Annotated in this window: 21 protein-coding genes; 15 read left to right on the forward strand and 6 right to left on the reverse strand. The window is 63.4% G+C overall.

Annotated elements, in window-relative coordinates; genetic code table 11:
- Positions 1-203: 203 nt before the first annotated feature.
- The 4 genes from FJV83_RS10620 (at position 204) to FJV83_RS10635 (ending at position 6646) form a co-directional block, all read left to right on the forward strand.
- The gene (locus tag FJV83_RS10620; RefSeq protein WP_095787691.1) at positions 204-1856 is read left to right on the forward strand and encodes an ABC transporter substrate-binding protein; all 1653 of its coding nucleotides are present in this window, start codon (positions 204-206) and stop codon (positions 1854-1856) included.
- 215 nt (positions 1857-2071) lie between these two features.
- The gene (locus FJV83_RS10625; protein WP_142887140.1) at positions 2072-3106 is read left to right on the forward strand and encodes an ABC transporter permease; all 1035 of its coding nucleotides are present in this window, start codon (positions 2072-2074) and stop codon (positions 3104-3106) included.
- Positions 3107-3118: 12 nt separating this feature from the next.
- The gene (locus tag FJV83_RS10630; protein ID WP_142887139.1) at positions 3119-4276 is read left to right on the forward strand and encodes an ABC transporter permease; all 1158 of its coding nucleotides are present in this window, start codon (positions 3119-3121) and stop codon (positions 4274-4276) included.
- A 48-nt stretch (positions 4277-4324) separates the two neighbouring features.
- The gene (locus FJV83_RS10635; protein ID WP_095773875.1) at positions 4325-6646 is read left to right on the forward strand and encodes an ABC transporter ATP-binding protein; all 2322 of its coding nucleotides are present in this window, start codon (positions 4325-4327) and stop codon (positions 6644-6646) included.
- Between the two features lie 13 nt (positions 6647-6659).
- Here the strand turns inward: FJV83_RS10635 and FJV83_RS10640 are convergent, their stop codons facing one another.
- Positions 6660-7250, reverse strand: a complete 591-nt coding sequence (locus FJV83_RS10640) for a transglycosylase SLT domain-containing protein (protein WP_095773876.1) — start codon at positions 7248-7250, stop codon at positions 6660-6662.
- Positions 7251-7466: 216 nt separating this feature from the next.
- On the opposite strand from FJV83_RS10640, the gene FJV83_RS10645 reads away from it, so the two are divergent.
- Complete coding sequence (locus FJV83_RS10645) at positions 7467-9005, forward strand: trimethylamine methyltransferase family protein (RefSeq protein ID WP_142887138.1); 1539 nt, start codon at positions 7467-7469, stop codon at positions 9003-9005.
- Positions 9006-9062: 57 nt separating this feature from the next.
- Complete coding sequence (locus FJV83_RS10650) at positions 9063-11504, forward strand: FAD-dependent oxidoreductase (RefSeq protein ID WP_142887137.1); 2442 nt, start codon at positions 9063-9065, stop codon at positions 11502-11504.
- Positions 11505-11528: 24 nt separating this feature from the next.
- On the opposite strand, the gene FJV83_RS10655 is transcribed toward FJV83_RS10650, so the two are convergent.
- Positions 11529-11918 carry a DoxX family protein gene (locus tag FJV83_RS10655; protein ID WP_095791051.1) on the reverse strand — a complete coding sequence of 130 codons (390 nt, stop codon included), beginning with the start codon at positions 11916-11918 and terminating at the stop codon, positions 11529-11531.
- Between the two features lie 203 nt (positions 11919-12121).
- Here FJV83_RS10655 and FJV83_RS10660 point away from each other — a divergent pair, with 203 nt between their 5' ends.
- Positions 12122-12610 (forward strand): hypothetical protein, encoded by a 489-nt coding sequence (locus FJV83_RS10660; RefSeq protein WP_095787694.1) that lies wholly within the window; start codon positions 12122-12124, stop codon positions 12608-12610.
- A gap of 80 nt (positions 12611-12690) precedes the next feature.
- Here FJV83_RS10660 and FJV83_RS10665 read toward each other — a convergent pair whose 3' ends face one another.
- Positions 12691-13467 carry a VOC family protein gene (locus FJV83_RS10665; protein ID WP_095790771.1) on the reverse strand — a complete coding sequence of 259 codons (777 nt, stop codon included), beginning with the start codon at positions 13465-13467 and terminating at the stop codon, positions 12691-12693.
- A 166-nt stretch (positions 13468-13633) separates the two neighbouring features.
- Between FJV83_RS10665 and FJV83_RS10670 the strand changes: the two genes are divergently transcribed.
- The 7 genes from FJV83_RS10670 to FJV83_RS10700 all read left to right on the forward strand — a co-directional run bounded on the left by FJV83_RS10670 (position 13634) and on the right by FJV83_RS10700 (position 19562).
- Complete coding sequence (locus FJV83_RS10670) at positions 13634-14368, forward strand: gamma-glutamylcyclotransferase (protein ID WP_142885074.1); 735 nt, start codon at positions 13634-13636, stop codon at positions 14366-14368.
- Positions 14369-14489: 121 nt separating this feature from the next.
- On the forward strand, positions 14490-15845 hold the full coding sequence (locus FJV83_RS10675) for an NAD(P)-dependent oxidoreductase (RefSeq protein ID WP_142885075.1): 1356 nt from the start codon (positions 14490-14492) through the stop codon (positions 15843-15845).
- Positions 15846-15850: 5 nt separating this feature from the next.
- On the forward strand, positions 15851-16693 hold the full coding sequence (locus tag FJV83_RS10680) for a methyltransferase domain-containing protein (protein WP_142885076.1): 843 nt from the start codon (positions 15851-15853) through the stop codon (positions 16691-16693).
- Positions 16694-16705: 12 nt separating this feature from the next.
- Positions 16706-18019, forward strand: a complete 1314-nt coding sequence (preA, locus tag FJV83_RS10685; protein ID WP_095773883.1) for an NAD-dependent dihydropyrimidine dehydrogenase subunit PreA — start codon at positions 16706-16708, stop codon at positions 18017-18019.
- A gap of 105 nt (positions 18020-18124) precedes the next feature.
- Complete coding sequence (locus FJV83_RS10690) at positions 18125-18649, forward strand: Rrf2 family transcriptional regulator (protein ID WP_142885077.1); 525 nt, start codon at positions 18125-18127, stop codon at positions 18647-18649.
- Between the two features lie 11 nt (positions 18650-18660).
- On the forward strand, positions 18661-19119 hold the full coding sequence (locus FJV83_RS10695; protein ID WP_095773885.1) for a carboxymuconolactone decarboxylase family protein: 459 nt from the start codon (positions 18661-18663) through the stop codon (positions 19117-19119).
- Positions 19120-19184: 65 nt separating this feature from the next.
- Positions 19185-19562 carry a DoxX family protein gene (locus FJV83_RS10700; RefSeq protein ID WP_142885078.1) on the forward strand — a complete coding sequence of 126 codons (378 nt, stop codon included), beginning with the start codon at positions 19185-19187 and terminating at the stop codon, positions 19560-19562.
- Positions 19563-19571: 9 nt separating this feature from the next.
- Here FJV83_RS10700 and FJV83_RS10705 read toward each other — a convergent pair whose 3' ends face one another.
- Together FJV83_RS10705 and FJV83_RS10710 are read right to left on the reverse strand one after the other, a co-directional pair.
- Positions 19572-20294 (reverse strand): SDR family oxidoreductase, encoded by a 723-nt coding sequence (locus tag FJV83_RS10705; protein ID WP_142885079.1) that lies wholly within the window; start codon positions 20292-20294, stop codon positions 19572-19574.
- Positions 20291-21130, reverse strand: a complete 840-nt coding sequence (locus tag FJV83_RS10710; RefSeq protein WP_142885080.1) for an SDR family oxidoreductase — start codon at positions 21128-21130, stop codon at positions 20291-20293. The genes FJV83_RS10705 and FJV83_RS10710 overlap by 4 nt, the downstream gene beginning before the upstream one ends.
- A 104-nt stretch (positions 21131-21234) precedes the next feature.
- On the opposite strand from FJV83_RS10710, the gene FJV83_RS10715 reads away from it, so the two are divergent.
- Positions 21235-22107, forward strand: coding sequence for a helix-turn-helix transcriptional regulator (locus FJV83_RS10715; RefSeq protein ID WP_142885081.1), 873 nt, complete (start codon positions 21235-21237; stop codon positions 22105-22107).
- A gap of 11 nt (positions 22108-22118) precedes the next feature.
- Here the strand turns inward: FJV83_RS10715 and FJV83_RS10720 are convergent, their stop codons facing one another.
- Complete coding sequence (locus tag FJV83_RS10720; RefSeq protein WP_142877789.1) at positions 22119-22754, reverse strand: TetR family transcriptional regulator C-terminal domain-containing protein; 636 nt, start codon at positions 22752-22754, stop codon at positions 22119-22121.
- Positions 22755-22900: the final 146 nt, after the last annotated feature.

Genomic DNA, 22900 nt, shown 5'->3' on the forward strand with positions numbered 1-22900 from the left:
ATGTCTCAGTTTAATCGCCCTGAGTGGATTTTGGCGAAATCTGGGCGCACTAGCAATTTTGCGTCAAGACTGTCGCTATCGCGCGTACCGCTCCCTTTTCAAAGTTGCACATTCGCCAACATGTTCCCAATCCAAGCCGTCTTTGACATCAGGGCCTGGATGCGGAATGTTAATCGGCGGAAAGCCAACAATGGGAGTTAGTCATGACAATCTACAAGAGTAATGGCGATCGCGTTCCGGATCACATCCTGGCCATGGCCGAAGAAGCCAAGGCAGGTAAGGTTGATCGCCGCGAATTCCTGGCCATGGCAAGCGTCTTCGGCGCCTCGACGGCGATGGCCTATGGTCTTCTCGGTCTCGCCGATCCGACGCCGGCAAGGGCAGAAGAGGTAAAAGGCAAGAAAGGCGGCACGCTGAAGGTCGCGCAGTGGATCAAGGATCCCAAGGATCCTCGCAAGGCCGACTGGTCGGAAATTGCCAATGCCGAGCGCCAGGCGCTCGAGCCACTGGTCAAGTACACGAGCGAATATACGTTCCGTCCTTATCTGCTGGAAAGCTGGGACGTGAACGACGACGCCACCCAGTACACGCTGCATGTGCGCAAGGGCGTGACCTGGTCGAACGGCGACCCCTTCACAGCCTCTGACGTCGTCTTCAACCTGAAGCGCTGGGCCGACAAGAAGGCCGAAGGCAACTCGATGCCCGGCCGTCTCGGCTCGCTGGTCAAGGATGACAAGCTCGACGAAAGCGCCGTGAGCATGCCGGACGACCACACGGTCGTACTCAAGCTCGCCAAGCCTGACATCGCGCTCATTCCCAACATGTGCGACTATCCCGGCCTGATCGTGCACAAGACTTTCGACGAGAAGGGCGGCGACTTCAAGGCCTGCCCGATCGGCACCGGTCCGTTCGAGCTCGTCTCTTACGACGTCGGCCAGAAAGTCGTCTACAAGCGCCGCGAAGACAACAAGTGGTGGGACGGCGAAGTGTTTCTCGACGGCATCGAATTCATCGACTACGGCACCGATCCGGCGGCCATGGTCAGCGCATTCGAGGCTGGCGAAGTGCACACCAACTTCGAAACGTCGGCCGACTATGTCTCGATCCTCGACAAGATGGACCTGGTCAAGTCGGAGGTTGTCACGGCTTCGACCATCGTCTGCCGCACCAACGTCAACAACAAGCCCTATGGCGACCAGAAGGTGCGTAACGCCCTGCAACTGGCGGTCGACAACAATGTCGTCCTCCAGCTCGGCTACGGCAATGCCGGCTCGGTCGCCGAAAACCACCATGTCTGCTCGATCCATCCGGAATATTACGAGCTGCCCAAGGTTGCCCGTGATCCGGCCAAGGCGAAGGCGCTGATGGCGGAGGCCGGCCAGGCCGACTTCGAACACGAGCTGATCACCGTTGACGAGGACTGGCACAAGAACACCGGCGACGCGATCGCCGCCCAGCTGCGCGACGCCGGTATCAAGGTCAAGCGCACCGTGCTGCCGGGTTCGACGTTCTGGAACGACTGGACGAAGTATCCGCTGTCCATGACCAACTGGAATATGCGCCCACTCGGCGTGCAGGTCCTGGCCATCGCCTATCGCACCGGCGAGGCCTGGAACGAGGCAGCGTGGTCGAATCCGGATTGGGACGCCAAGCTCAACGCTGCACTCGCCGTTGCCGACGCTGCCAAGCGCAAGGAAATGATGAAGGACATCGAGCAGATCCTGCAGGCTTCCGGCATCATCATCCAGCCCTACTGGCGCAAGCTCTACAGCCACTCGGTCAAGGCGGTGCAAAACTACAAGATGCATCCGACCTTCGAGCGCGACTACGGCAAGGTCTGGCTCGATCAGGCCTGATCGATCGGGCCGGGGGAAGGGGCAATGCCCCTTTCCCTCCCTCTCCGCGTCGCCATTGCAGGTTCGTCCGTAAAAAATACGGACTCACCCGCAAAGGCCATGCGATAAAAACAGGGTTGATCGCATTCGAGGGCCCGTTTGACGGCCAGTCCGCCGGTGACGGCAGGCGAGGTTTGAAGCAGGCTCAAAACCCACCCCATCGGCAGGGGGCCGCCATGCTTTCTTTCGTTCTCAGGCGTCTCGGCACCATGGCATTGACGATGCTGTGCCTGACGATGATCGTCTTCTTCCTGATCAACCTCGAACCCAACCTGAAGAAGCTGGCGATCAGCCAGACGGAAATGCACACTTCGGCCGAACAGCTGGAGGACTGGCTGGTCAACCATGGCTACCGGCAGAATTTCTTCGTCCGCTACGGACAGTGGCTGGGCCTGCTGCCCAAGCAGCCGGTGACCGACCCGGCAACCGGCAAGCCGACGCAGCGTTTCACTTTCTGCAACGATCCGGTCGTACCAACCTTCTCCGGCGTCCTCGAAGGGGATTTCGGTTGCTCGACCAAGTTCAAGACGACCGTCGCCTCCAAGCTGTTCCCGGCACTTGGCGCCACCGGCATCCTGATGTTCTGTGTGTTGGCGGTGATGGTGCCGGTATCGCTCTTGATCGGCATCCTGGCCGGCATGCGCGAGGGATCGCGAACCGACCGGGTGCTTTCGGTGGCCTCGATCGCCTCGACGGCGACGCCCGAATATGTGTCGGGCGTCATCTTCACCGTCATCTTCGCCTCATGGCTCGGCTGGTTGAACGGTTCGGCAGCGTCCGCAAGCCAGGGCATCACCTTCTACAATTTCACCCTGCCGGTGATGACGCTGGCGATCTACGGCATCGGCTACATCGCCCGCATGACCCGCGCCTCGATGGTCGAAGTGATGACGCAGCAATATATCCGCACCGCCCGGTTGAAGGGTCTCTCCTTCGGCGGCGTGGTGGTGAAACATGCGCTGCGCAACGCGCTGATCGCACCGTTCACCGTCATCATGCTGCAATTTCCCTGGCTGCTTACCGGCGTCGTCATCGTCGAGGTGATGTTCCGCTACCAGGGCTTCGGCTACACGCTGGTCGAGGCCGCCGGCAACAACGACATCGACCTTTTGCTTGGCTGCTCGCTGGTCTCGGTGTTCATCGTCTTGATCACACAGCTCATTTCCGATGTCGGCTACGCGTTTCTCAATCCGCGTATCAGAGTTCAGTAGGGGGCGAAGCGGATGCAGGTCCAATATATCAGTGCCTTCAGCGTCATTCTCGAAGTGCTGTCGCGCTTCTGGCCGGTTTGGATTGCGCTCATCATCGTCATGGGTGCGAGCTTCGCCTACAAGAAGAGGCTGGCGCTCTACGGACAGCTGTTCGACAGCGGCGTCGGCATTGTCGGCGTCGGCATCTGCCTGTTCTGGCTGTTCACGGCAATCTTCGCATCGACCATCTCGCCTTTCGATCCGCTGGCCCAGGTCCCGGTGATGAAGGACATGCTGCCCGGCGCCATCGAGCCGCAATCGGGGCTTGTCTATCTGTTCGGCGGCGACAAGCTGGCACGCGACGTGTTTTCGCGCATGGTCTATGGCAGCCAGATCGTGCTGATCATCGCGCCGGCGGCGACCGGCTTTGCGCTGATGGTCGGCATCACGCTTGGCCTGCCCGCCGGCTATTACGGCGGCAAGATCGACACTGTGCTGTCGTTCCTGGCCAATCTCGTGCTGGCCTTCCCGGTCATCCTGCTGTTCTACCTCCTGGTGACGCCGGGCATCATGGACACGCCGATCCCCTATGCCATGGCCGGCGTGTTCTTCCTGTTTCCGATCATCTTCTTCAGCGTGCTGTTCTGGACGCGCTACAAGAACCGGCCAGACCGGCTGTACATCCTGCTCGGCCTGACGCTGATCTTAGGCGGCTGGATCTATCTGGGCCTTGTCTTCGACAAGGACCCGCTGCACATCGTCCACATCGATCCCAACCAGCTCAACATCTTCGTGGCGGTGGTGTTTGCCTCCAGCCCCGGCGTGTTCCGCATCGTGCGCGGCCTGGTGATGGACATCAAGACGCGCGACTATGTGGCGGCGGCGCAGACGCGTGGTGAATCGCCCTGGTACATCATGCTTTGGGAGATCCTGCCCAATGCGCGCGGACCGCTGATCGTCGATGCCTGCCTGCGCATCGGCTACACCACCATCCTGCTCGGCACGCTGGGCTATTTCGGCCTCGGCCTGGCACCGGAAAGCCCCGACTGGGGCACGGCGATCAAGGATGCCAGCCGGCTGCTGCGCTCCTTCATCCATCCGGCGCTGCCGCCGACGATCGCGCTGATGTCGTTCGTGCTGGGGCTCAACCTTTTGGCCGACTCGCTGCGTGAACAATCGATGAAAGACTGATTGACGGGCTCCGGCCCGCATCTGGTAGAATTTGGATTGGAGCGACCCATGAACGAGGCAGTTCGAAATCCCGCAGAGCCGATCATCGAGATCGAAAACCTGTCGATCTCCTTCTTCACCCGCAAGGGCGAAATACCGGCGGTCATGGATTTTTCCTGCACGGTCATGCCCGGCGAAGCGATGGGCATCGTCGGTGAATCCGGCTGCGGCAAGTCGACCGTGTCGCTCGGCATCATGCGCGACCTTTCCAACATCGGGAAGATCGTCGGCGGCAGGATCAAGTTCCAGGGCAAGGACATGGGCGAGCTCTCCGAGGAGGAGCTGCGCGCCATCCGCGGCAACAAGATCGCGATGATCTACCAGGAGCCGATGGCCAGTCTCAATCCGGCAATGAAGGTCGGCCAGCAGTTGATGGAAGTGCCGCTTATCCACGACAAGGTGTCGAAGGAAGAGGCTTACAAACGCTCTCTCGAAATGGTGCGTGCCGTCAAGCTGCCCGATCCCGAGCGCATGATGCGCTCCTATCCGCACCAGCTCTCCGGCGGCCAGCAGCAGCGCATCGTCATTGCCATGGCGCTGCTGTCGAAGCCGGCACTGCTTCTGCTCGACGAGCCGACGACGGCGCTCGACGTGACGGTGGAGGCGGGCATCGTCGAACTGGTCAAGGGACTGGGCGAGAAGTTCGGCACGTCGATGATCTTCGTGTCGCACAATCTCGGCCTTATCCTCGAGACCTGCGACCGCATCACCGTGATGTATTCGGGCGAGGCGGTGGAGACCGGCAAGATCAAGGACGTGTTCGACCGGATGCGCCATCCCTACACGCAAGGGCTGTTCCGTTCGATCCCGCTGCCGGGCGCCGACAAGAATTCGCGGCCGCTGATCTCCATTCCCGGCCAGTTGCCGCTGCCGCATGAGCGGCCGAAGGGCTGCAATTTCGGTCCGCGCTGCCACCATTTCGTCGAGGGCGTCTGCAACGCCGCCGAAATCCCGATGGTCGAGGTCGCCGGCCACGAAGGCCATTTCTCGCGCTGCGTACGCTTCAACGAGATCGACTGGGAGGCGCTGCCGCCCGGCGCCAAGAAGGTCAATGAGCGCGTCGTGCCCGGCGCGCCGGTGCTCAAGATCGAGGATCTCAGGAAATACTACAAGGTCGGCGGCAGCGAGGTGTTCGGCTCGAGCGAGGGCCGCGTCGTCAAGGCCAACGAGACCATCTCCTTCATGGCGCGCGAGTCCGAGACCGTCGCCATCGTCGGCGAATCCGGCTGCGGAAAGTCGACGCTGGCCAAGGTGCTGCTCGGGCTGGAGACGGCAAGTGCCGGCACGGTGACGCTGGGCAACAAGCAGATCCAGTCGACCGGCATCGAGAGCCGCAGCGTCGAAACCGTGTCGTCGATCCAGATGGTGTTCCAGAACCCGTTCGACACGCTGAACCCCAGCCATTCGGTCGGGTCGCAGATCATCCGCACGCTGGAGAAATTCAATGTCGGCAAGACGGTCGCCGACCGCCGCAAGCGCATGCTGGAATTGCTCGACCTGGTGAAGCTGCCGCGCGCCTTCGAGACCCGCAAGCCGCGCCAGTTGTCCGGTGGTCAGAAGCAGCGCATCGGCGTGGCGCGCGCCTTTGCCGGCGATGCCAAGGTGGTGGTGGCCGACGAGCCGGTCTCGGCACTCGACGTGTCCGTGCAGGCGGCGGTGACCGAACTGTTGATGGACATACAGCGCAAGAACAAGACGACGATGCTGTTCATCAGCCACGATCTGTCGGTCGTGCGCTATATCGCCGACCGCGTCGTCGTCATGTATCTCGGCTATATCGTCGAGCAAGGCACGACCGACCAGATCTTCGCGCCGCCCTATCACCCTTATACCGAGGCGCTGCTGTCGGCGATCCCGATTGCCGACACCAGCGTGGTGAAAAAGCACATCGTGCTCGAAGGCGACATCCCCTCGGCGATGAACCCGCCGACCGGCTGCCCGTTCCAGACACGCTGCGGGTACAAGAAGCTGGTGCCGGACAATCTGTGCGAGACCAAGGTGCCGCCGGTCAAGCATCTCGGCGACGGCCATATGAGCCTGTGCTGGCTTGCCGACGACGTGCTGGCCAAGATGGAGCCGGTGATCAAGTTCGACAAGGAGCATGCCGCGCATGAGGGCGTGCCGGACGACGCGGTGCAGGGCGAAGGTCCAGGCTTTGCCGGTTCGCCGCCGGCGCGTCCGAGCGGCAAAAACGCCAGTGCGAAAGCCGACGCGACCGGAAAGGCCGTCGAGGACGCGGACGCCGTCCTGCGAGCCCGTCGACACGAAATCCGCGACGAGGTTTCCGAAACCGGCGTTTCAAAGCCGAAGGATACGACAAGGCGGCACTAACCCAGGCTGAGTGTCAGCTTCCGCACTGCCGCAACTGCGCTTCATAGTCCCGCGCCATCTTGTCGGTGGCCCGGGCGTAACCCTGTACGCCGGCGTCACCGCGGTTGCCGCGGCCGTAGGCGGTCCAGCCGAGATAATAGGCGAGGTAGAGATTGTAGGTATCGTTGCGGGCGACGCCGTAGCTGTCTGCCGTCTTGGAATGATACCAGCCGACGAAGTCGACGGCATCGGCGAATCTGCTGCGCCGCGCCGCCCAGTTGCCGGTTTCGCGCTGATATTGCGACCATGTGCCGTCGAGCGCCTGCGAGAAGCCGGTGGCCGACGAGACGTGCTTCCAGGGAATGAAGCCGAGAAGCTTGGTGCGCGGCGGCCGGGCATTGCTCTTGAAGCCGGATTCCTTGCGCACCGTCGCCATCAGCACGGGGACCGGCACGCCATATTTCTGCGCGGTGCGTTCGGCCGCGGACTGCCAGTTGTCGAACCAGCCGTCATTCTGGTCGAAGACGGCACAGACATTGTTGATGTGACTGGGCGCGGTCGCGCAGGCCGAAAGTGCCAGCAACACGCCAACCGCTACAATTTTACTAAAACTCGACCTACGCATCGGATGAGCAATAGGCCGAAATCATAAAAGGAATCTTGCTGCCGCCGTTAACGCCTCGCGGTCACGAGCGCTCGCGAAAAAGCCCTGTAGACATCCCGACTCTTTCTGCCGCTTTTTATAAAATGGCACTGCGTAAATGCCGCCTTGGCTAAAATCACGCCCGTAAACGGCGCATTTCTGACAGCCTGCCTGGTTTGCCAAGGCTTTGATGCCGGCATGAGCGAACCAAGACGCAAGCGCGGCGCCGAGCGCACCAGCAACCGGGGGCCGGCGCCCATCCCGCAACTGCCGCAAAGGCGGGTGACCAATCCCTATCCGCCGATGGCGTTGCTGTCTCCAGACCAGGTCGAGGCGATCCACCAGGCCTCAATGCATATATTGGAGAATTTCGGCATCGAGGTGATGAGCCCGCGGGCGCTGTCGCTGTTCGAGCAGGCGGGCGCCAGGGTCGATCACGCCTCGGCCAATGTCCGCATCGATCGCGGCATGGTCGACGAGGCGCTCAAGACGACGCACTCCAATTATACGCTGACGCCGCGCAACCCGGCCAACACAATTCATCTCGGCGGCAACACCATCAATTTCACACTGGTTGCCGGCCCGCCCAACGTGCACGACATGGAGCGTGGCCGCCGCGCCGGCAATCTGCGCGACTATGCCGATCTCACCCGGCTGGCGCAGAATTTCAACTGCGTTCACATGCTCGGCAACCAGGTCTGCGCGCCGGTCGAGCTGCCGGCCAATTCGCGCCATCTCGATACCTACTTCACCAATCTGACGCTGACCGACAAGAGCTTTCATGTCTCGGCGATCGGCCGGGGCAGGGCGCTGGACGGCATCGAGATGATGGCGATCGCGCGCGGCCTGACATTGGACCAGCTGCGCGACGATCCGGGCATCGCCACCATCATCTCGGTCAATTCGCCGCGCCGCTTCGACGAGATGATGGCCGAAGGGCTGATGACCATGGCCGAGTTCGGCCAGTCGGTGGCGGTGACGCCGTTCACGCTGATGGGGGCGATGAGCCCGGTGACGCTGGCGGGTGCCTTGGCGCAGCAGAATGCCGAGGCACTGTTCGGCGTCGTGCTGACGCAACTGGTGCGGCCGGGCGCGCCTGTCATGTATGGCGCCTTCACCTCCAATGTCGACATGAAGTCCGGTGCACCGGCCTTCGGCACGCCGGAGAACACAAAGGCCAATATCGCCTCCGGGCAATTGGCGCGGCGCTACGGGCTGCCCTACCGGACGACGCCGGGCTCGGCCTCCAATGCGGCCGACGCGCAAGGCGCCTATGAGACGTTGATGGCGCTGTGGGGCGCGGTGCTCGGTCATGGCAATCTCGTCTATCACGCCGCCGGCTGGCAGGAGGGCGGGCTGACGGCGTCGTTCGAAAAGTTCATCATCGATGTCGAGATGATCCAGCACATGATGGAGTTCCTGCGGCCGATCGTGGTCGACGAGGCCGAACTCGCCGTCGAGGCGCTGGGGGCGGTGCCGACCGGTGGCCATTTCTTCGGCGAGCCGCACACGCTGGAGCGCTACGCCACCGCCTTCTACCAGCCGATCCTGTCCAACTGGCAGAATTTTGAAGCCTGGCAGGAGGCCGGCAGCCTCGATGCAACAGCGCGCGCGACGCGGCTGTGGAAGAAGGCGCTGGAAGACTATGTCGAGCCGGCGATGGATGTCGCCGTGCGCGAGGCGCTCGAAGCCTACGTGGCCAGGCGCAAGGAAGCGATCGGGCAGGGCGAGCCGTGATGCCTCCCATCCTGAATCCATTTACCCATCCAACTCACTGATATCAGAGAAAAATCCATGAAATCGCATGCAAAGGTCGTGGTCATTGGCGGCGGTGTCGTCGGGTGTTCCGTGCTGTTCCATCTGGCCCGCCATGGCTGGACCGACGTGGTGCTTCTGGAGCGCGACGAGCTGACATCCGGCTCGACCTGGCACGCGGCGGGCGGCATGCACACGATCAATGGCGACCCCAACGTCGCCAAGCTGCAGAAATACACGATCAGCCTCTACAAGGAGATCGAGGAGCTGTCGGGTCAGGCGACCGGCGTGCACCTGACCGGCGGCGTGCTGCTCGCCGCGACCGAAGCGCGGCTGGACTGGCTGCGCGGTGTCGTCGCCAAGGGCCGCTATCTCGGCATCGATCTGGAAGTGATCTCGGCGACAGAAGCGGCCGAGCTGATGCCGCTGCTCGACCCCAAGCAGTTCGTCGGCGCCGTCCGCAACAAGGAGGACGGCCATCTCGATCCCTCCGGCGTCACCCACGCCTATGCCAAGGCCGCGCGGAAGCTTGGGGCGGAAATAGAGCGCTTCACCAAGGTCGAGGACATTGTGCGGCGGCCCGACGGCCTATGGCGCGTCATCACCAACAAGGGCGAGGTGGTGGCCGAGCATGTCGTCAATGCCGGCGGCCTGTGGGCGCGCGAGGTCGGCCGCATGGTCGGGCTCGAATTGCCGGTGCTGGCCATGGAGCACATGTACCTGATCACCGAGGACATGCCGGAAGTCGCCGCCTGGAACGCCAAGACCGGCACCGAGATCATCCATGCGGTCGATTTCGACGGCGAGCTCTATCTGCGCCAGGAGCGCGGCGGCATGCTGATGGGCACCTATGAGAAAGCCAACAAGCCGTGGTCCGAATACCAGACCCCTTGGAATTTCGGCCATGAATTGCTGGCGCCCGACATCGACCGCATCGCACCGTCGCTGGAGGTCGGGTTCCGGCATTTCCCGGCCTTCCAGAACACGGGCATCAAGCAAATCATCAATGGGCCTTTCACCTTCGCGCCCGACGGCAACCCGCTGGTCGGGCCGGTACGCGGCCTGCCGGGCTTCTGGGTCGCCTGCGGTGTCATGGCCGGTTTTTCGCAGGGCGGCGGCGTCGGTCTCGCGCTGTCCAACTGGATGATCGAGGGCGACCCCGGCGCCGACATCTGGGCCATGGACGTGGCGCGCTATGGCGACTGGGCGACGATGGCCTACACCAACGCCAAGGTGCGCGAGAACTATTCCAGGCGCTTTTCGATCCGCTTCCCCAATGAGGAACTGCCGGCCGGACGGCCGCTCAAGACGACGCCGGTCTACGATCTGTTGTCGGCCAAGGGCGCGCAGTTTGGCGTCGCCTATGGGCTGGAAGTGCCGCTCTGGTACGCGCCGGAAGGCGTCAAGGACGAGTTCTCCTGGCGGCGTTCCAGTGATTTCTCACATGTCGCCAGAGAGGTCGCGACGGTGCGCGACGGCGTCGGCCTGGCGGAGATTTCGAGCTTCGCCAAATACAAGGTGACGGGCGAGGGGGCGGCTGCCTGGCTCGACCGCATGCTCGCCTGTAAACTGCCCAAGCCTGGCCGCATGACGCTGGCGCCGATGCTGAAGGACGACGGCAGGCTGATCGGCGATTTCACGCTGGCCAACCTGGGCCCTCCAGATCGAGATGGGGATGGCTGGTTCCTCGCCGGCTCCGGCATCGCCGAGCAGTATCATATGCGCTGGTTCGAGCAGCATCTGCCTGGCGACGGCTCGGTTCATATCGAGGCGCTGGGGGCGAAACTCACCGGCCTTGCCATTGCCGGCCCGAAGGCGCGAGAGGTGCTGGCCAAGGTCAGCCGCGCCGATGTTTCGAACGTGGCCGTCCCGTTCATGGCGGTGGCCAGGATGGATATCGGCATGGCGCCGTGCCTGGTCGGCCGCGTCAGCTACACCGGCGATCTCGGCTATGAGATCTGGGTGGCGCCGGAATATCAGCGCGCGGCTTATCATGCGCTGATGGCGGCAGGCGCGGAGTTCGGCATCGGCCTGTTCGGCTCGCGCGCGCTCAATGCGCTCAGGCTCGAGAAGAACTACGGCTCATGGGGGCGCGAATACCGGCCGATCTACGGGCCGCTCGAAGCCGGTCTCGACCGCTTCGTCGCCTATGGCAAGGAAGCCGATTTCATCGGCAAGGCGGCGGCGCTGGCCGAGCGCAAGCAAGGCGGAAAATTGCGGCTGCGTGCCTTCATTGTCGAGGCCGACGATGCCGATGTCATCGGCGACGAACCGATCTGGTTCGGCGGCGCGGTGCGCGGCTGGGTGACGTCGGGCGGCTACGCCCATCATTCGAAAAAGTCCGTCGCCGTCGGCTATGTGCCGAAGGAGATCGCCGAGGAGAGCGACGGCTTCGAAATCGAGTTGCTGGGCAAGCGCCATGCGGCGCGCATCCAGGCGACACCGCTGTTCGACGCGAATTTTGAGCGCATGCGGGGGTGAAGGTTCACTCCCGCATGGCGAGCGTCAAGCTTTGCGATTGTCCAGCGCGAAGGCGCCGGCACCGGCGAAGACCAGATAGAGGAAGATGAAGCAGAAGGAGATCGCCGCGTCGCCGCCATTGTTGGCCGGGAAGAAGTCGCGCGGGTAGTGCGCCATGAAATAGGCGATCGCCATTTCGCCGGCCAGCAGAAACGCGACCGGGCGAGTGAACAGGCCAAGCGCCAGCAGGATGCCGCCGGCGAATTCGAGGATGCCGGCGGCCGTCGTTAGCCCGGTGAGGACGTGAGGCTCGGCGCTGGCGGGGAAGTTGAACAGTTTCTGGCTGCCATGCTCGATGAACTGCAGCGCGGTCATGATGCGCAGCACACCGAGCGCCTGCGGCTGGTATCTGGAGAGGCCTTCGAAAAGCTTCATCTGAAACTCCATTTTCACCCTCCCGGTCCGGCCATAGATTATGGTCCGGCGATGGACCATTCACTTCCCATGGCGCGCCATCAACAATCGGTGATTGGAAATGTTCTCCGGCATGCCCTTTCATATCGTTCTCGTCAGGGTTGCATTTATATCGCCATGGTTGTATTTGAGATGGACACTCTAAACCTGTGGGTTCCCTTGCCATGAAAAAAGTCGTCATCAGTCTATTCGCACTCCTTGCAGGCACCAGCTTCGCCATGGCCGAGGACGCCGGTTGCGAGGCCTTCAAGTGGCCTGTGACGCGGGAACAGGCGCTGTTTGCCGCGGCGCCCGCAACGCCCGCTGGAGCGGAGCTGGCCGTCGGTGCTGCCGCGGACCTGGCATTGGTTCCGGCGGAGAAAGCCGGTTTTACGTTGCCGCCCGAGCGCGCGCCGGCAGAGGGCACGTTCGGTGCCGTCGCCAGCGTGGAGGTGCCAGCCGGAGGAGCCATTCAGATCAGCCTGTCAGGCGAGGCCTGGATCGATGTCATCCAGGACGGCAAGGCCATCAAGTCGGCGGGCTATAGCGGCGTGAAAACCTGCCCCGGCATCCGCAAGAGCGTACGCTTCAAGCTCACTGCCGGCCCGGCCACCGTCCAGTTCAGCGGCGCGAAAAAGGCCGAGCTGAAGGTCGCGGTGCTGACGCCGGAATAGGGCGGCACGCAGAGCAATGCGGCCTTTCATCGGTGGTGAGATGAAAGGCCGTCGCTTCGTGGTGGCGTTGTCTGTTTCCGTCAGCGCACCGGCGCCATCAGCGCGAAATGCGCGCCTTGCGGGTCCTGGCACTGCACGACCCAGCTGCCGCCGGGGACCTCCATCGGTCCCATCAGGATCTTGCCGCCATTGTCGGTGACGCGCTTTGCGGCCGCGTCAATGGCCGGAACGTTGAAATAGAACTGCCAGACCGGGACGGGGATCTGTTCAGGCTTGTTCATGATACCGCCACCGGATTCGGGGCCGGCGGTAAAGGTCTGGTAGGTGCCCATCGGGCCCATGTCGAAATCGCCGGCATCGACCCAGCCGAACTGGTCGGAATAGAAATCGAACGCCGCCTTCCAATCCGATGTGTACAGCTCGTGCCAGCCGATATGGCCGGGCGTGCTGGCCGGTACGACAGGCTGGTCGGGGCCGTTGGGCTGCAGGAACATGAAGGTCGCGCCTTGCGGGTCGGCGACGACGGCGAAGCGACCGACGCCCGGGATGTCGTCGGGCTCGCGGTGGACGGCTCCGCCAGCCGCCTTCAATGCTTTGGTCGACGCGTCCACATCCTTGGTGTGGATATAGCCGAGCCAGGCGGGCGGCATACCCATCTTGGCTGCGTCCTCTGGCATCGTCATCAGCCCGCCGACGCCACGCTCGCCGACATTCATGACGATGTAGCGCGGCATGCCGGGCGCTTTGTCGAAGGGCTGCGCCGTCCAGCCGACAACTTTGGTGTAGAAGGCTTCGGCGGCGTCGAGGTCTGAAGTCATCAGTTCGTACCAGAAGAAGGGCATTGGGGATTTCGGCATGGTCGGTCTCCTCACCGTTCGGCATCGATCGTTGTCCGATCCACCGCAGGACGATCCTGGCTGCGCAAATCCGACAACCGCCCCGGACAATAATGCCTGCCCATGACATGCGTTCCCGGTTGCGTGCCCCTCGATTTTCGATTTCTCTACGGCAAGGGGGTTGTTCATGCGCCAGATGTCGCTCACGCCGGAGCTTGTCGCACTGTGCCACAGGGAAGAGGCCGATCCCGGCCCGGATCCGAGCTGGACGGAGCTGAAGGACGGGGATTTCCAGACGCTTGCATTGCGGCTGTCCGGCGAAGCGGACGAGGGGCCGCTTTGGGTGTTCGCCTATGGCTCGCTGATCTGGAAGCCGGAATTCGAATCGGTCGAGCAACGGCTCGCCACGGCCTTCGGCTGGCACCGCTCTTTCTGCCTCGACATGGTGCGCTGGCGCGGCAGTGCCGCGCAGCCGGGGCTGATGATGGCGCTCGAACGCGGCGGTCGCTGCAACGGCGTGATCTACCGTTTGCCGGAGGGTGAAAAGCCGGCGCGGATCGAAAAGCTGCTGCGCCGCGAGATCAGCGACCATGAGAGCGTCAGCTCGGTCAGGTGGCTGCCTGTGCATACGGCGCAAGGCGCGCTCCGCGCACTCGGTTTCTGGGTTGGCGTGAAGGGCAGGGGAACGTCGCTGGGCCAGCCGCTGGACAGAGTGGCGAGCATATTGGCCAGGGCCTGCGGCCATATCGGTTCCGGCGCCGAATATCTCTACAACACGGTCAGCCATCTCGAAGCGTTCGGCATCCATGATCGCAATCTGTGGCGGCTGCAGGAACTGGTCGCGGACGAGGTCCGGGCCCTCCACGGCCGGCCGGTCGACCAGGGCGGTGCACCCAGGCAAGAGCAGCCGTCCACGGCATAACATGAGTGAAAAAATCATGTTTTTATCTAGCCTTTTCAGCAGCTTGTGCCAAAAATTGACCAATTGATAAAAAAATAAAACGTGCTAGCCTTCCCCAAAACGAAAACAAGGGGAACTGACAATGCCAGAAGGCCAGTTCAAGGAAGGTATCGTCGGCGGCCGGCTTCCAGCCGAGCAGTATGCGGACAATTTTTCCGACCTGCATCCGCCGCTCGATCACCACGAGGCGCTGGTCGAATCCGACCGCTGCTATTTCTGCTACGACGCGCCGTGCATGAACGCGTGTCCGACCTCGATCGACATTCCACTGTTCATCCGCCAGATCTCGACCGGCAATCCGATCGGCTCGGCCAAGACCATCTTCGATCAGAACATTTTGGGCGGCATGTGCGCCCGCGTCTGCCCGACCGAGACGCTGTGCGAAGAGGTCTGCGTGCGTGAGGTGGCGGAAGGCAAGCCGGTGCAGATCGGCCGCCTGCAGCGCTACGCCACCGATGTCGCGATGGCCGAGAACAAGCAGTTCTACGCGCGCCCGGAGCCGACCGGAAAGACCATTGCCGTGGTCGGCGCCGGCCCGGCCGGCCTTGCCGCTGCGCACCGGCTAGCCCGCCATGGCCATGACGTGACCATACTGGAGGCGCGGCCGAAGGCCGGCGGCCTCAACGAATACGGCATCGCCGCCTATAAGAGCGTCGACAATTTCGCCCAGGCCGAGGTCGACTATGTCACCGCGATCGGCGGCATCGACATCCAGAACGGCAAGGCGCTCGGCCGCGACTACCAGCTCTCCGACCTGATCCGCAACTACGATGCGGTGTTCCTCGGCATGGGGCTTGGCGGCGTCAACGCGCTGCGCGCCGATGGCGAGGATGCCGCCGGCATCACCAATGCGGTGGAGTTCATCGCCGAGCTGCGCCAGGCCAGCGATCTCGCCAGCCTGCCTGTCGGCCGCCGCGTCGTCGTCATCGGCGGCGGCATGACGGCGATCGACGCCGCCGTGCAGTCGAAGCTGCTCGGCGCCGAGGAGGTGACGATCTGCTACAGGCGCGGCCAGGAGCACATGAACGCCTCGGAGTTCGAGCAGGACCTGGCCGCCGCCAATGGCGTCACCATCCGCCATTGGCTGCAGCCGAAGCGGGTGATCACCGACGCCGGCCAGGTGTCGGGCATCGAACTCGAATACACGGCATTGAAGGGCGACAAGCTTGCCGGTACCGGCGAGACGCTGACGCTTGTCGCCGACCAGGTGTTCAAGGCGATCGGCCAGAGCTTTATCCCGGCCGCGCTCAACGGCAGCGAGGCCTCGATCGAGCTCGAAGCCGGGCGTATAAAGGTCGATGGGGAAGGGCGCACCTCGCTGGCGAAAGTCTGGGCCGGCGGCGACTGCATCTTTGGCGGCGACGACCTGACCGTTTCGGCGGTCGCGCAGGGCCGTGACGCTGCCGAGAGCATGCACAGGAGTCTGACGCAGGGATAAGGATCATGGCCACGGTGGAACCGGGCATCGCCCGTCACTACGACATAGCGGGCCTCGAGCAGCGCATCCTTGCCGCGCTCGCCGATACCGGGGTGGACATTGCCCATCTGCGCGCCGGCGATCTTGAGGCGGTCGACGAATTCCACATTGGCGGCATCGCCGCCACAAGGGAACTCATCGGGCAGATGGGTTTGAAGCCGGGAGCCGGGCTGCTCGATATCGGATCGGGGGTGGGCGGTCCCGCCCGTTTTGCCGCCAACGAAGCCGGCGCCGACGTCACCGGCATCGATCTTACGCAAAGTTATGTCGACATCGCGACCAGCCTGTCGAAGCGCGCGGGCATGGTCGACAGGACGCACTTCGTGCAAGGCAGTGCGCTGGACATGCCATTCGCCGATGCCAGCTTCGACGCGGCCATGATCCTGCATGTCGGCATGAACCTTCCTGACAAGAAAAAGCTGATGAGCGAGGCCGCGCGTGTGCTCAAGCCGGGCGGCGTCTTTGCCGTCTACGACGTGATGCGGCTCAAGGATGGCGCGCTGACCTATCCGCTGCCATGGGCATCGGATGAGAGCATGTCCTTCGTTGCCACGCCCGACGACTATCGCTCGGCTGCCACGGCTTCCGGCTTCTCCGTCGTCGCCGAGCGGCGGCGCGGTGCTTTCGCCGTCGAATTCTTCGCCGCGATACGTGCCCGGATGGCCGCCGCGCAAGCGGAAGGCAAGAAGCCGCCGCCCGGCGTCGGCCTCGTCATGGGCGAAGACGCCGGCACCAAGATCGCCAATGTCACCGCCGCGCTTGAAGGCGGCATTCTCGCACCCGTTGAACTGCTTCTTCGTCTCGGCTGAAAGGGACCTGTCATGGCAGACCTCCGCAACAATTTCGTCGGCATCAAATCGCCAAATCCGTTCTGGCTGGCCTCGGCACCGCCCACCGACAAGGCCTACAACGTCATCCGCGCCTTCAAGGCAGGCTGGGGTGGCGTGGTGTGGAAGACGCTGGGCGAGGAAGGCCCGCCGGTCGTCAACGTCAACGGCCCGCGCTATGGCGCGATATGGGGCGCCGACCGGCGCCTGCTCGGCCTCAACAACATCGAACTGATCACCGACCGCGACCTGCAGACCAACCTGCGCGAGATGAAGCAGGTCAAGATGGACTGGCCCGACCGCGCCCTCGTCGCCTCGATCATGGTGCCTTGCGAAGAGGCAAGCTGGAAAGCCATCCTGCCGCTGGTCGAGGAGACCGGGGCCGACGGCATCGAGCTCAATTTCGGCTGCCCGCACGGCATGTCGGAACGCGGCATGGGCGCGGCCGTCGGCCAGGTGCCGGAATATATCGAAATGGTGGTGCGCTGGTGCAAGCAGTATACGCGCATGCCCGTCATCACCAAGCTGACGCCCAACATCACCGATATCCGCAAGCCCGCGCGGGCGGCACATGCCGGCGGCACCGACGCGGTGTCGCTGATCAACACCATCAATTCGATCACCGGTGTCGACCTCGACAGTTTCGCGCCGATGCCGACCATCGACGGCAAAGGCTCGCATGGCGGCTATTGCGGCCCGGCGGTGAAGCCCATCGCCATGAACATGGTGGCCGAAATCGCGCGCGATCCGGAGACACACGGCCTGCCGATCTCCGGCATTGGCGGCATCACCACCTGGCGCGACGCCGCTGAATTCATGGCGCTCGGCGCCGGCAACGTGCAGGTGTGCACAGCGGCGATGACCTACGGCTTCAAGATCGTGCAGGAGATGATCGCCGGTCTGGAAAACTGGATGGACGAGAAGGGCCACCGCTCGCTCGACGACATTATCGGCCGCGCCACGCCCAACGTCACCGATTGGCAGTATCTCAACCTCAACTATGTCGCCAAGGCGCATATCGACCAGGACGCCTGCATCAAGTGTGGCCGCTGCCACATCGCCTGCGAGGACACTTCGCACCAGGCCATCACCAGCGTGGTCAATGGCGTGAGACACTTCGAGGTGATCGAGGCCGAATGCGTCGGCTGCAATCTGTGCGTCAATGTCTGCCCGGTCGAGAACTGCATCTCCATGGAGCCGCTGGCTGCCGGCGTCATGGACCAGCGCACCGGCAAGCCGGTGTCGCCGATCTACGCCAACTGGACGACGCATCCGAACAATCCGATGGCCAAGGTGGCCGCGGAGTAGCCACAGACACGCAAAAACGGCGCCTTCGGGTGCCGTTTTTCTTTTTCCTATTGCGGACAACAATTATCCACGATAAATAGTATCCATGAATAGGAAATCGGCATCATGAAGCTGGGCGAGGGCGTTGAGGCGGCCATCCATTGCGCGGCCACGCTTGCGAGCGTCGAGGGCAACAGCACCATGCCGGGTGCTGCTCTCGCCGAGTGTTTCGGACTGTCGCCCAGCTATCTGCTGAAGCATCTCAACATGCTGGCCGCCGCCAGCATTCTTGAATCGGTGCCGGGGCCGGCTGGCGGCTACCGGCTGGCGCGGGCGGCCGAAGGCATCACCCTGCTCGATATCGTGCTGGCCATAGAAGGGCGCGAACCCGCATTTCGCTGCGGCGAAATCCGCCGCAACGGGCCGGTCAAGATCGATGCCTCGGCCTATGTCAAACCCTGCGGCATCAATGCCGCGATGCTCAAGGCCGAGCGCGCCTATCGGGCCGCGCTTGCTGAAGTGAAGCTGTCCGACATCGTGGCGGACTACGCGGCGGAAGGCGATCCCAGATCCTTTGCCGCGAGCTGCGCCTTCGTGGCGCGCCACCAGCGGCCGCAGAAATCCAGTTCAACCCCGCCAAAGCAGATGTGAAAGGATATCAGATGAAACAGAGGATGCAGTTTTTCGCCAAGGCGCCGGAGATCATGAAGGCGGTATCGGCGCTCAACAAGGCGGTCGACGAATGCGGGCTGGAGGCCAGCCTGCTGCATCTGATCAAGCTCAGGGCCTCGCAGATCAATGGCTGTTCCTTCTGCGTCGAGATGCACAGCCGCGAGGCGCGGCGCGACGGCGAAACCGAGCAGCGGCTCTATCTCGTCGCGGCCTGGAAGGAATCGCCGCTGTTTTCCGAACGCGAGCGCGCCGCTTTCGCCTGGACCGAGGCGGTGACCCTGATCGCCAACAATGGTGTGTCGGATGAGCTCTATGCCCGCACGCTTGAGCATTTCTCGGAAGAGGAACTGGTCAAGCTGTCCGTCGCGCTCGGCATGATCAACACCTGGAACCGGCTGTGCATCCCGTTCCAGGCCATTCATCCGATGCCGGCCGCCAAGGCCGCCTGATTTTGTCGCCATTGGAGCGCCGTCGAGGAGGCGGCGCTCCGATTGTTTTTCAAAGGGGGTGTTTTATGCCTACCGATTTGCCATCGATCTTGTTGTTTGTAGGCCGCCTGGTGCTTGGCGGCGCCTTTGTCTTCGCCGGCCTGCGCAATATCCTGAACGCCGCTTTCCTGACCGCGCTGATGGCCGCGCGCGGCGTGCCGCAAGCGCGGCTTGCGCTGTGGGCCGGCATTGTGCTCCAGATCATCGCCGGTGTCCTGGTGATGGCCGGCCTGTGGACGGCACTCGCCTGCGCGGTGCTGGTGCTGTTCCTGATCGTCGCCACGCCGATGTTCCACAATTTCTGGGACCATCAGGGCCCGGACCGCGCGGCGCGCATCAACGGCTTCGTCGGCAATGTCGCGCTGGGCGGCGGTTTCCTGACGTTGATCGCGCAGACGCTCTGAGGGTCTAACTCAGGCCGCGAACCGCAACCCGCCATCGCAGGTCAGCACCTGGCCGGTCATGAAGCCGTTCGAGACGAGGAAGGCTATCGCGGAGGCGACGTCCTCGGCGCGGCCGATGCGGCCCACAGGCGTCTTGCCGGCATATTCGGCAAAGACCGCCTGCCGCTGGTCGTCGGGTAAAAAGTCCCACCACGGCGTGTCGATGACGCCGGGCGCCACGACGTTGACGCGCAAGGGCTTCAGTTCGACCGCGAGGATCGGCGCCACGGTCAAGAGCATGCCGTTGATGGCGCCGATGCCGGCGATGCCAGGCATTGTGGCCTGAGCCGACACCGCCGAAATGAAGGTGACCGAGCCCGATTTGTTCAGCGTCGGCAAGGCCGCCTGCAGGCAGGAAAGTTGCGGCCGCACCTTCTCGTCGACGCCGCTGCCGAGATCGGCAAGGTCAAGCGTCTCGAACGGGCCAAGGCCCTTGCCGCCGCTGGCCGCCAGGACGAGGTGGTCGAACGGGCCGAGGCGCTCGAAGAACTGGCGGACCTCGTCCGGCTTCGACGCATCGAACGCGGCCTTGTCGGCGGCGCCGCCGAGGCTCTTCCAGGCGCCGATGAGCTTGTCCTGGTTGCGCCCGGTGATCGTCACCTTCATGCCCGGGCCGAGCAGTTTTCGCGCGGTCGCCAGGCCGATGCCGGATGAGCCGCCGATGATGACTGTGTGTTCGGTTCTGTTGGTCATGAGTGCTGTTCCCTGGATTTTGAGGAGGCCGGGCCGACAAGGTCGAGGCTGACGCTTCGCAATTGTTGCCGTGCCCTGGCGTCGTAGGCCTGGGCATCGGCGCGGGCTTCGCGCAGTCCGTCGAAATAGAGGCCGCTGCGGCCTTCGAGCGCGGGAGCGGCGGCGAGGTTGACGATGGCTTCGGCGCCGGTCTCGACCGAACTCCATGGCGTCACGCCGGCCTGCCGGACCATGGTGGTGTTCATGTAGCTTGCCGGATGCAGCGCGTTGACGGTGACGCCGGTGCCTTTCAGCTCTTCCGCCAGATCGACGGTGAACAGGATTTGCGCCAGCTTGCTCTGGCAATAGGCGCGCACGCCGCTATAGCCGTGGGTGAGCATCACGTCGCCGAAATCGATCGCTTGCTGGCCGGCCGAGGCGACGTTGACGATGCGCGCCGGAGCGCTGGCCTTCAGCAGCGGCAGAAGCTCCGAGGTCAGCAGGAAACCGGCGAGATAGTTGACGGCGAAGCGCAGTTCGTAGCCATCGGCACTGACCTGCCGTTTGGCGCCTGCCGTGCCGATGCCGGCATTGTTGATGAGGATATCGAGCCGGTTCGTCCGGGCACGTACCGCCTCGGCGAGGCGGCGAATTTCGGCCAGCGAAGCAAGGTCGGCCGCGAGGAATTCGGCCTTGCCGCCGGCGACTTCGATCTCGGCGACCGCTGCCTTGCCGCGCGCCGCATCGCGGCCATGCACCAGCACCCGGGCGCCGGCGGCACCCAGCCGTTGCGCGACGACGCGGCCGACGCCGTCGGTCGAGCCGGTGATGAGGATTGTCTTGTCTTTCAGGTCCATGTCCAGAGCCTCCTGTCTGCTGCTCTGAACGCAAGATGGGACGTCTGGCCGATCTCAAACAGTTCAAACTTTATCCTGGTATCAATACTGCTATAATAAGAAGCATGGATGCTCACTCCCATTCCGCTGAAGACAGCCGCCGGCGCGAGCTTGGCGCTTTCCTGCGCTCGCGGCGCGAAAGGCTGACACCCTCGGCGACCGGCATCTCGACCGGCCTCAGGCGCCGCACGCCGGGCCTGCGCCGCGAAGAGGTGGCGATGATCGCCGGCGTCGGCACCACTTGGTACACCTGGCTGGAACAGGGCAGGGACGTGCGGCCTTCCGTGGAGGTGCTGACGGCGTTAAGCGAGGCGCTGCGCCTCGACGCCGTCGAGAAGCGGCACCTGTTCATCCTTGCCGGGCGTCAGCAGCCGGAGCGCCGCGTCGCCGCGCCGGAAAAGGCCGATGGTCCCTTGCTGCACATGTTGCAAAGCCTCGTCCTGCAACCCGCCTACGTCGTTGGCCGACGCTGGGACGTGCTGGCCTGGAATGACGCGGCCGTGGCGGTGTTCGGCGACTATGGCCTTCTCGAGGGTGACGCCCGCAACATCGTCCACATGGTGTTCACCAGCCCGCACCACCGCCGTTTGCTGGTCGACTGGGAAGAACTCGCCCGCGTGGTGCTCGCGTCGTTTCGCGCGGAGAGCGCCAAATATGTCGGTGATCCCGATTTCGACCGGCTGATCGCGCTTATGATGCGCTCGAGCCCCGAGTTCCGTGACTGGTGGCCCCTGAGGGACGTGGCACGAAGACTGACCGGGCTGAAGCACCTGCGGCACCCCGTTGCGGGTGCGATGACATTCGAGCATATGAGCCTGTCGATCGACGATGGTTCTGACATGAGGCTGGTCGTCTACACGCCGCTCGCCGAGCAGAACTCGATTGCCAAGCTGCAATCCTTGCTGGACGCGCTTCCGGCCGAGCGGCGTAGCGCCTGAGCCGGCGGGGGTCAGCCCTTCGGCTTCAGCCCATCCAGGAACAACTGCTCCAGGAATCTTGCCGCGTCCTCGAAGCGCCCGTCGCCGCCACGGTTCGGTCCCAGCACGGCGCGCACCTGGACGTCGAAATCGGCGTAGTGCTGCGTCGTCGCCCAGATCGAGAAGATCAGGTGCCAGGGGTCGGTGCGGGCGATCTTGCCGGCGCGCATCCAGCCCTTGATGACGGTGGCCTTCTCGTCGACCAGCGTCTTCAGATCGCCAGCCAGCAGCGGCATGATGCGCGGCGCGCCTTGCAGGATTTCGTTGGCGAACAGCCGGCTCTCGCGCGGGAAATCGCGCGCCATTTCGAGCTTTCGCCTGATGTAGCTCCTGAGCTCGGTCAGGGGATCGCCGATGTCGTCGAGTTCGCGCAGCGGCGCAAGCCAGGTGTCGAGCAGGCGCAGCATCAAGGTCTCGTGAATGTCCTCCTTGCGGCGGAAGTAATAGAGCAGGTTCGGTTTCGACATGCCGGCGGCTTCGGCGATCTGGTCGATGGTCGAGCCGCGGAAGCCATGGGTGGAGAACACTTCGAGCGCGGCCTCGAGGATGAGTTCGCGCTTTTCCTGCTGGATGCGGGTGCGGCGAGGGGCTTCCGTGCCGGTGTTCACCGTTGCGAACCCTCATGTTGGCGGTCATCTGGACCAATTCTCTGGACCAGTTTTTCCCTAGGCTGTGGAACGCACTTCAGGAGCCGCATTTCCGCTAGTAATCCCTTGACCGCCGACAGGGCGGTGCTAACGTTTGTCCAATCGGT

It is taken from the genome of Mesorhizobium sp. WSM4307 (assembly GCF_007003945.1).
Classification (GTDB): domain Bacteria; phylum Pseudomonadota; class Alphaproteobacteria; order Rhizobiales; family Rhizobiaceae; genus Mesorhizobium.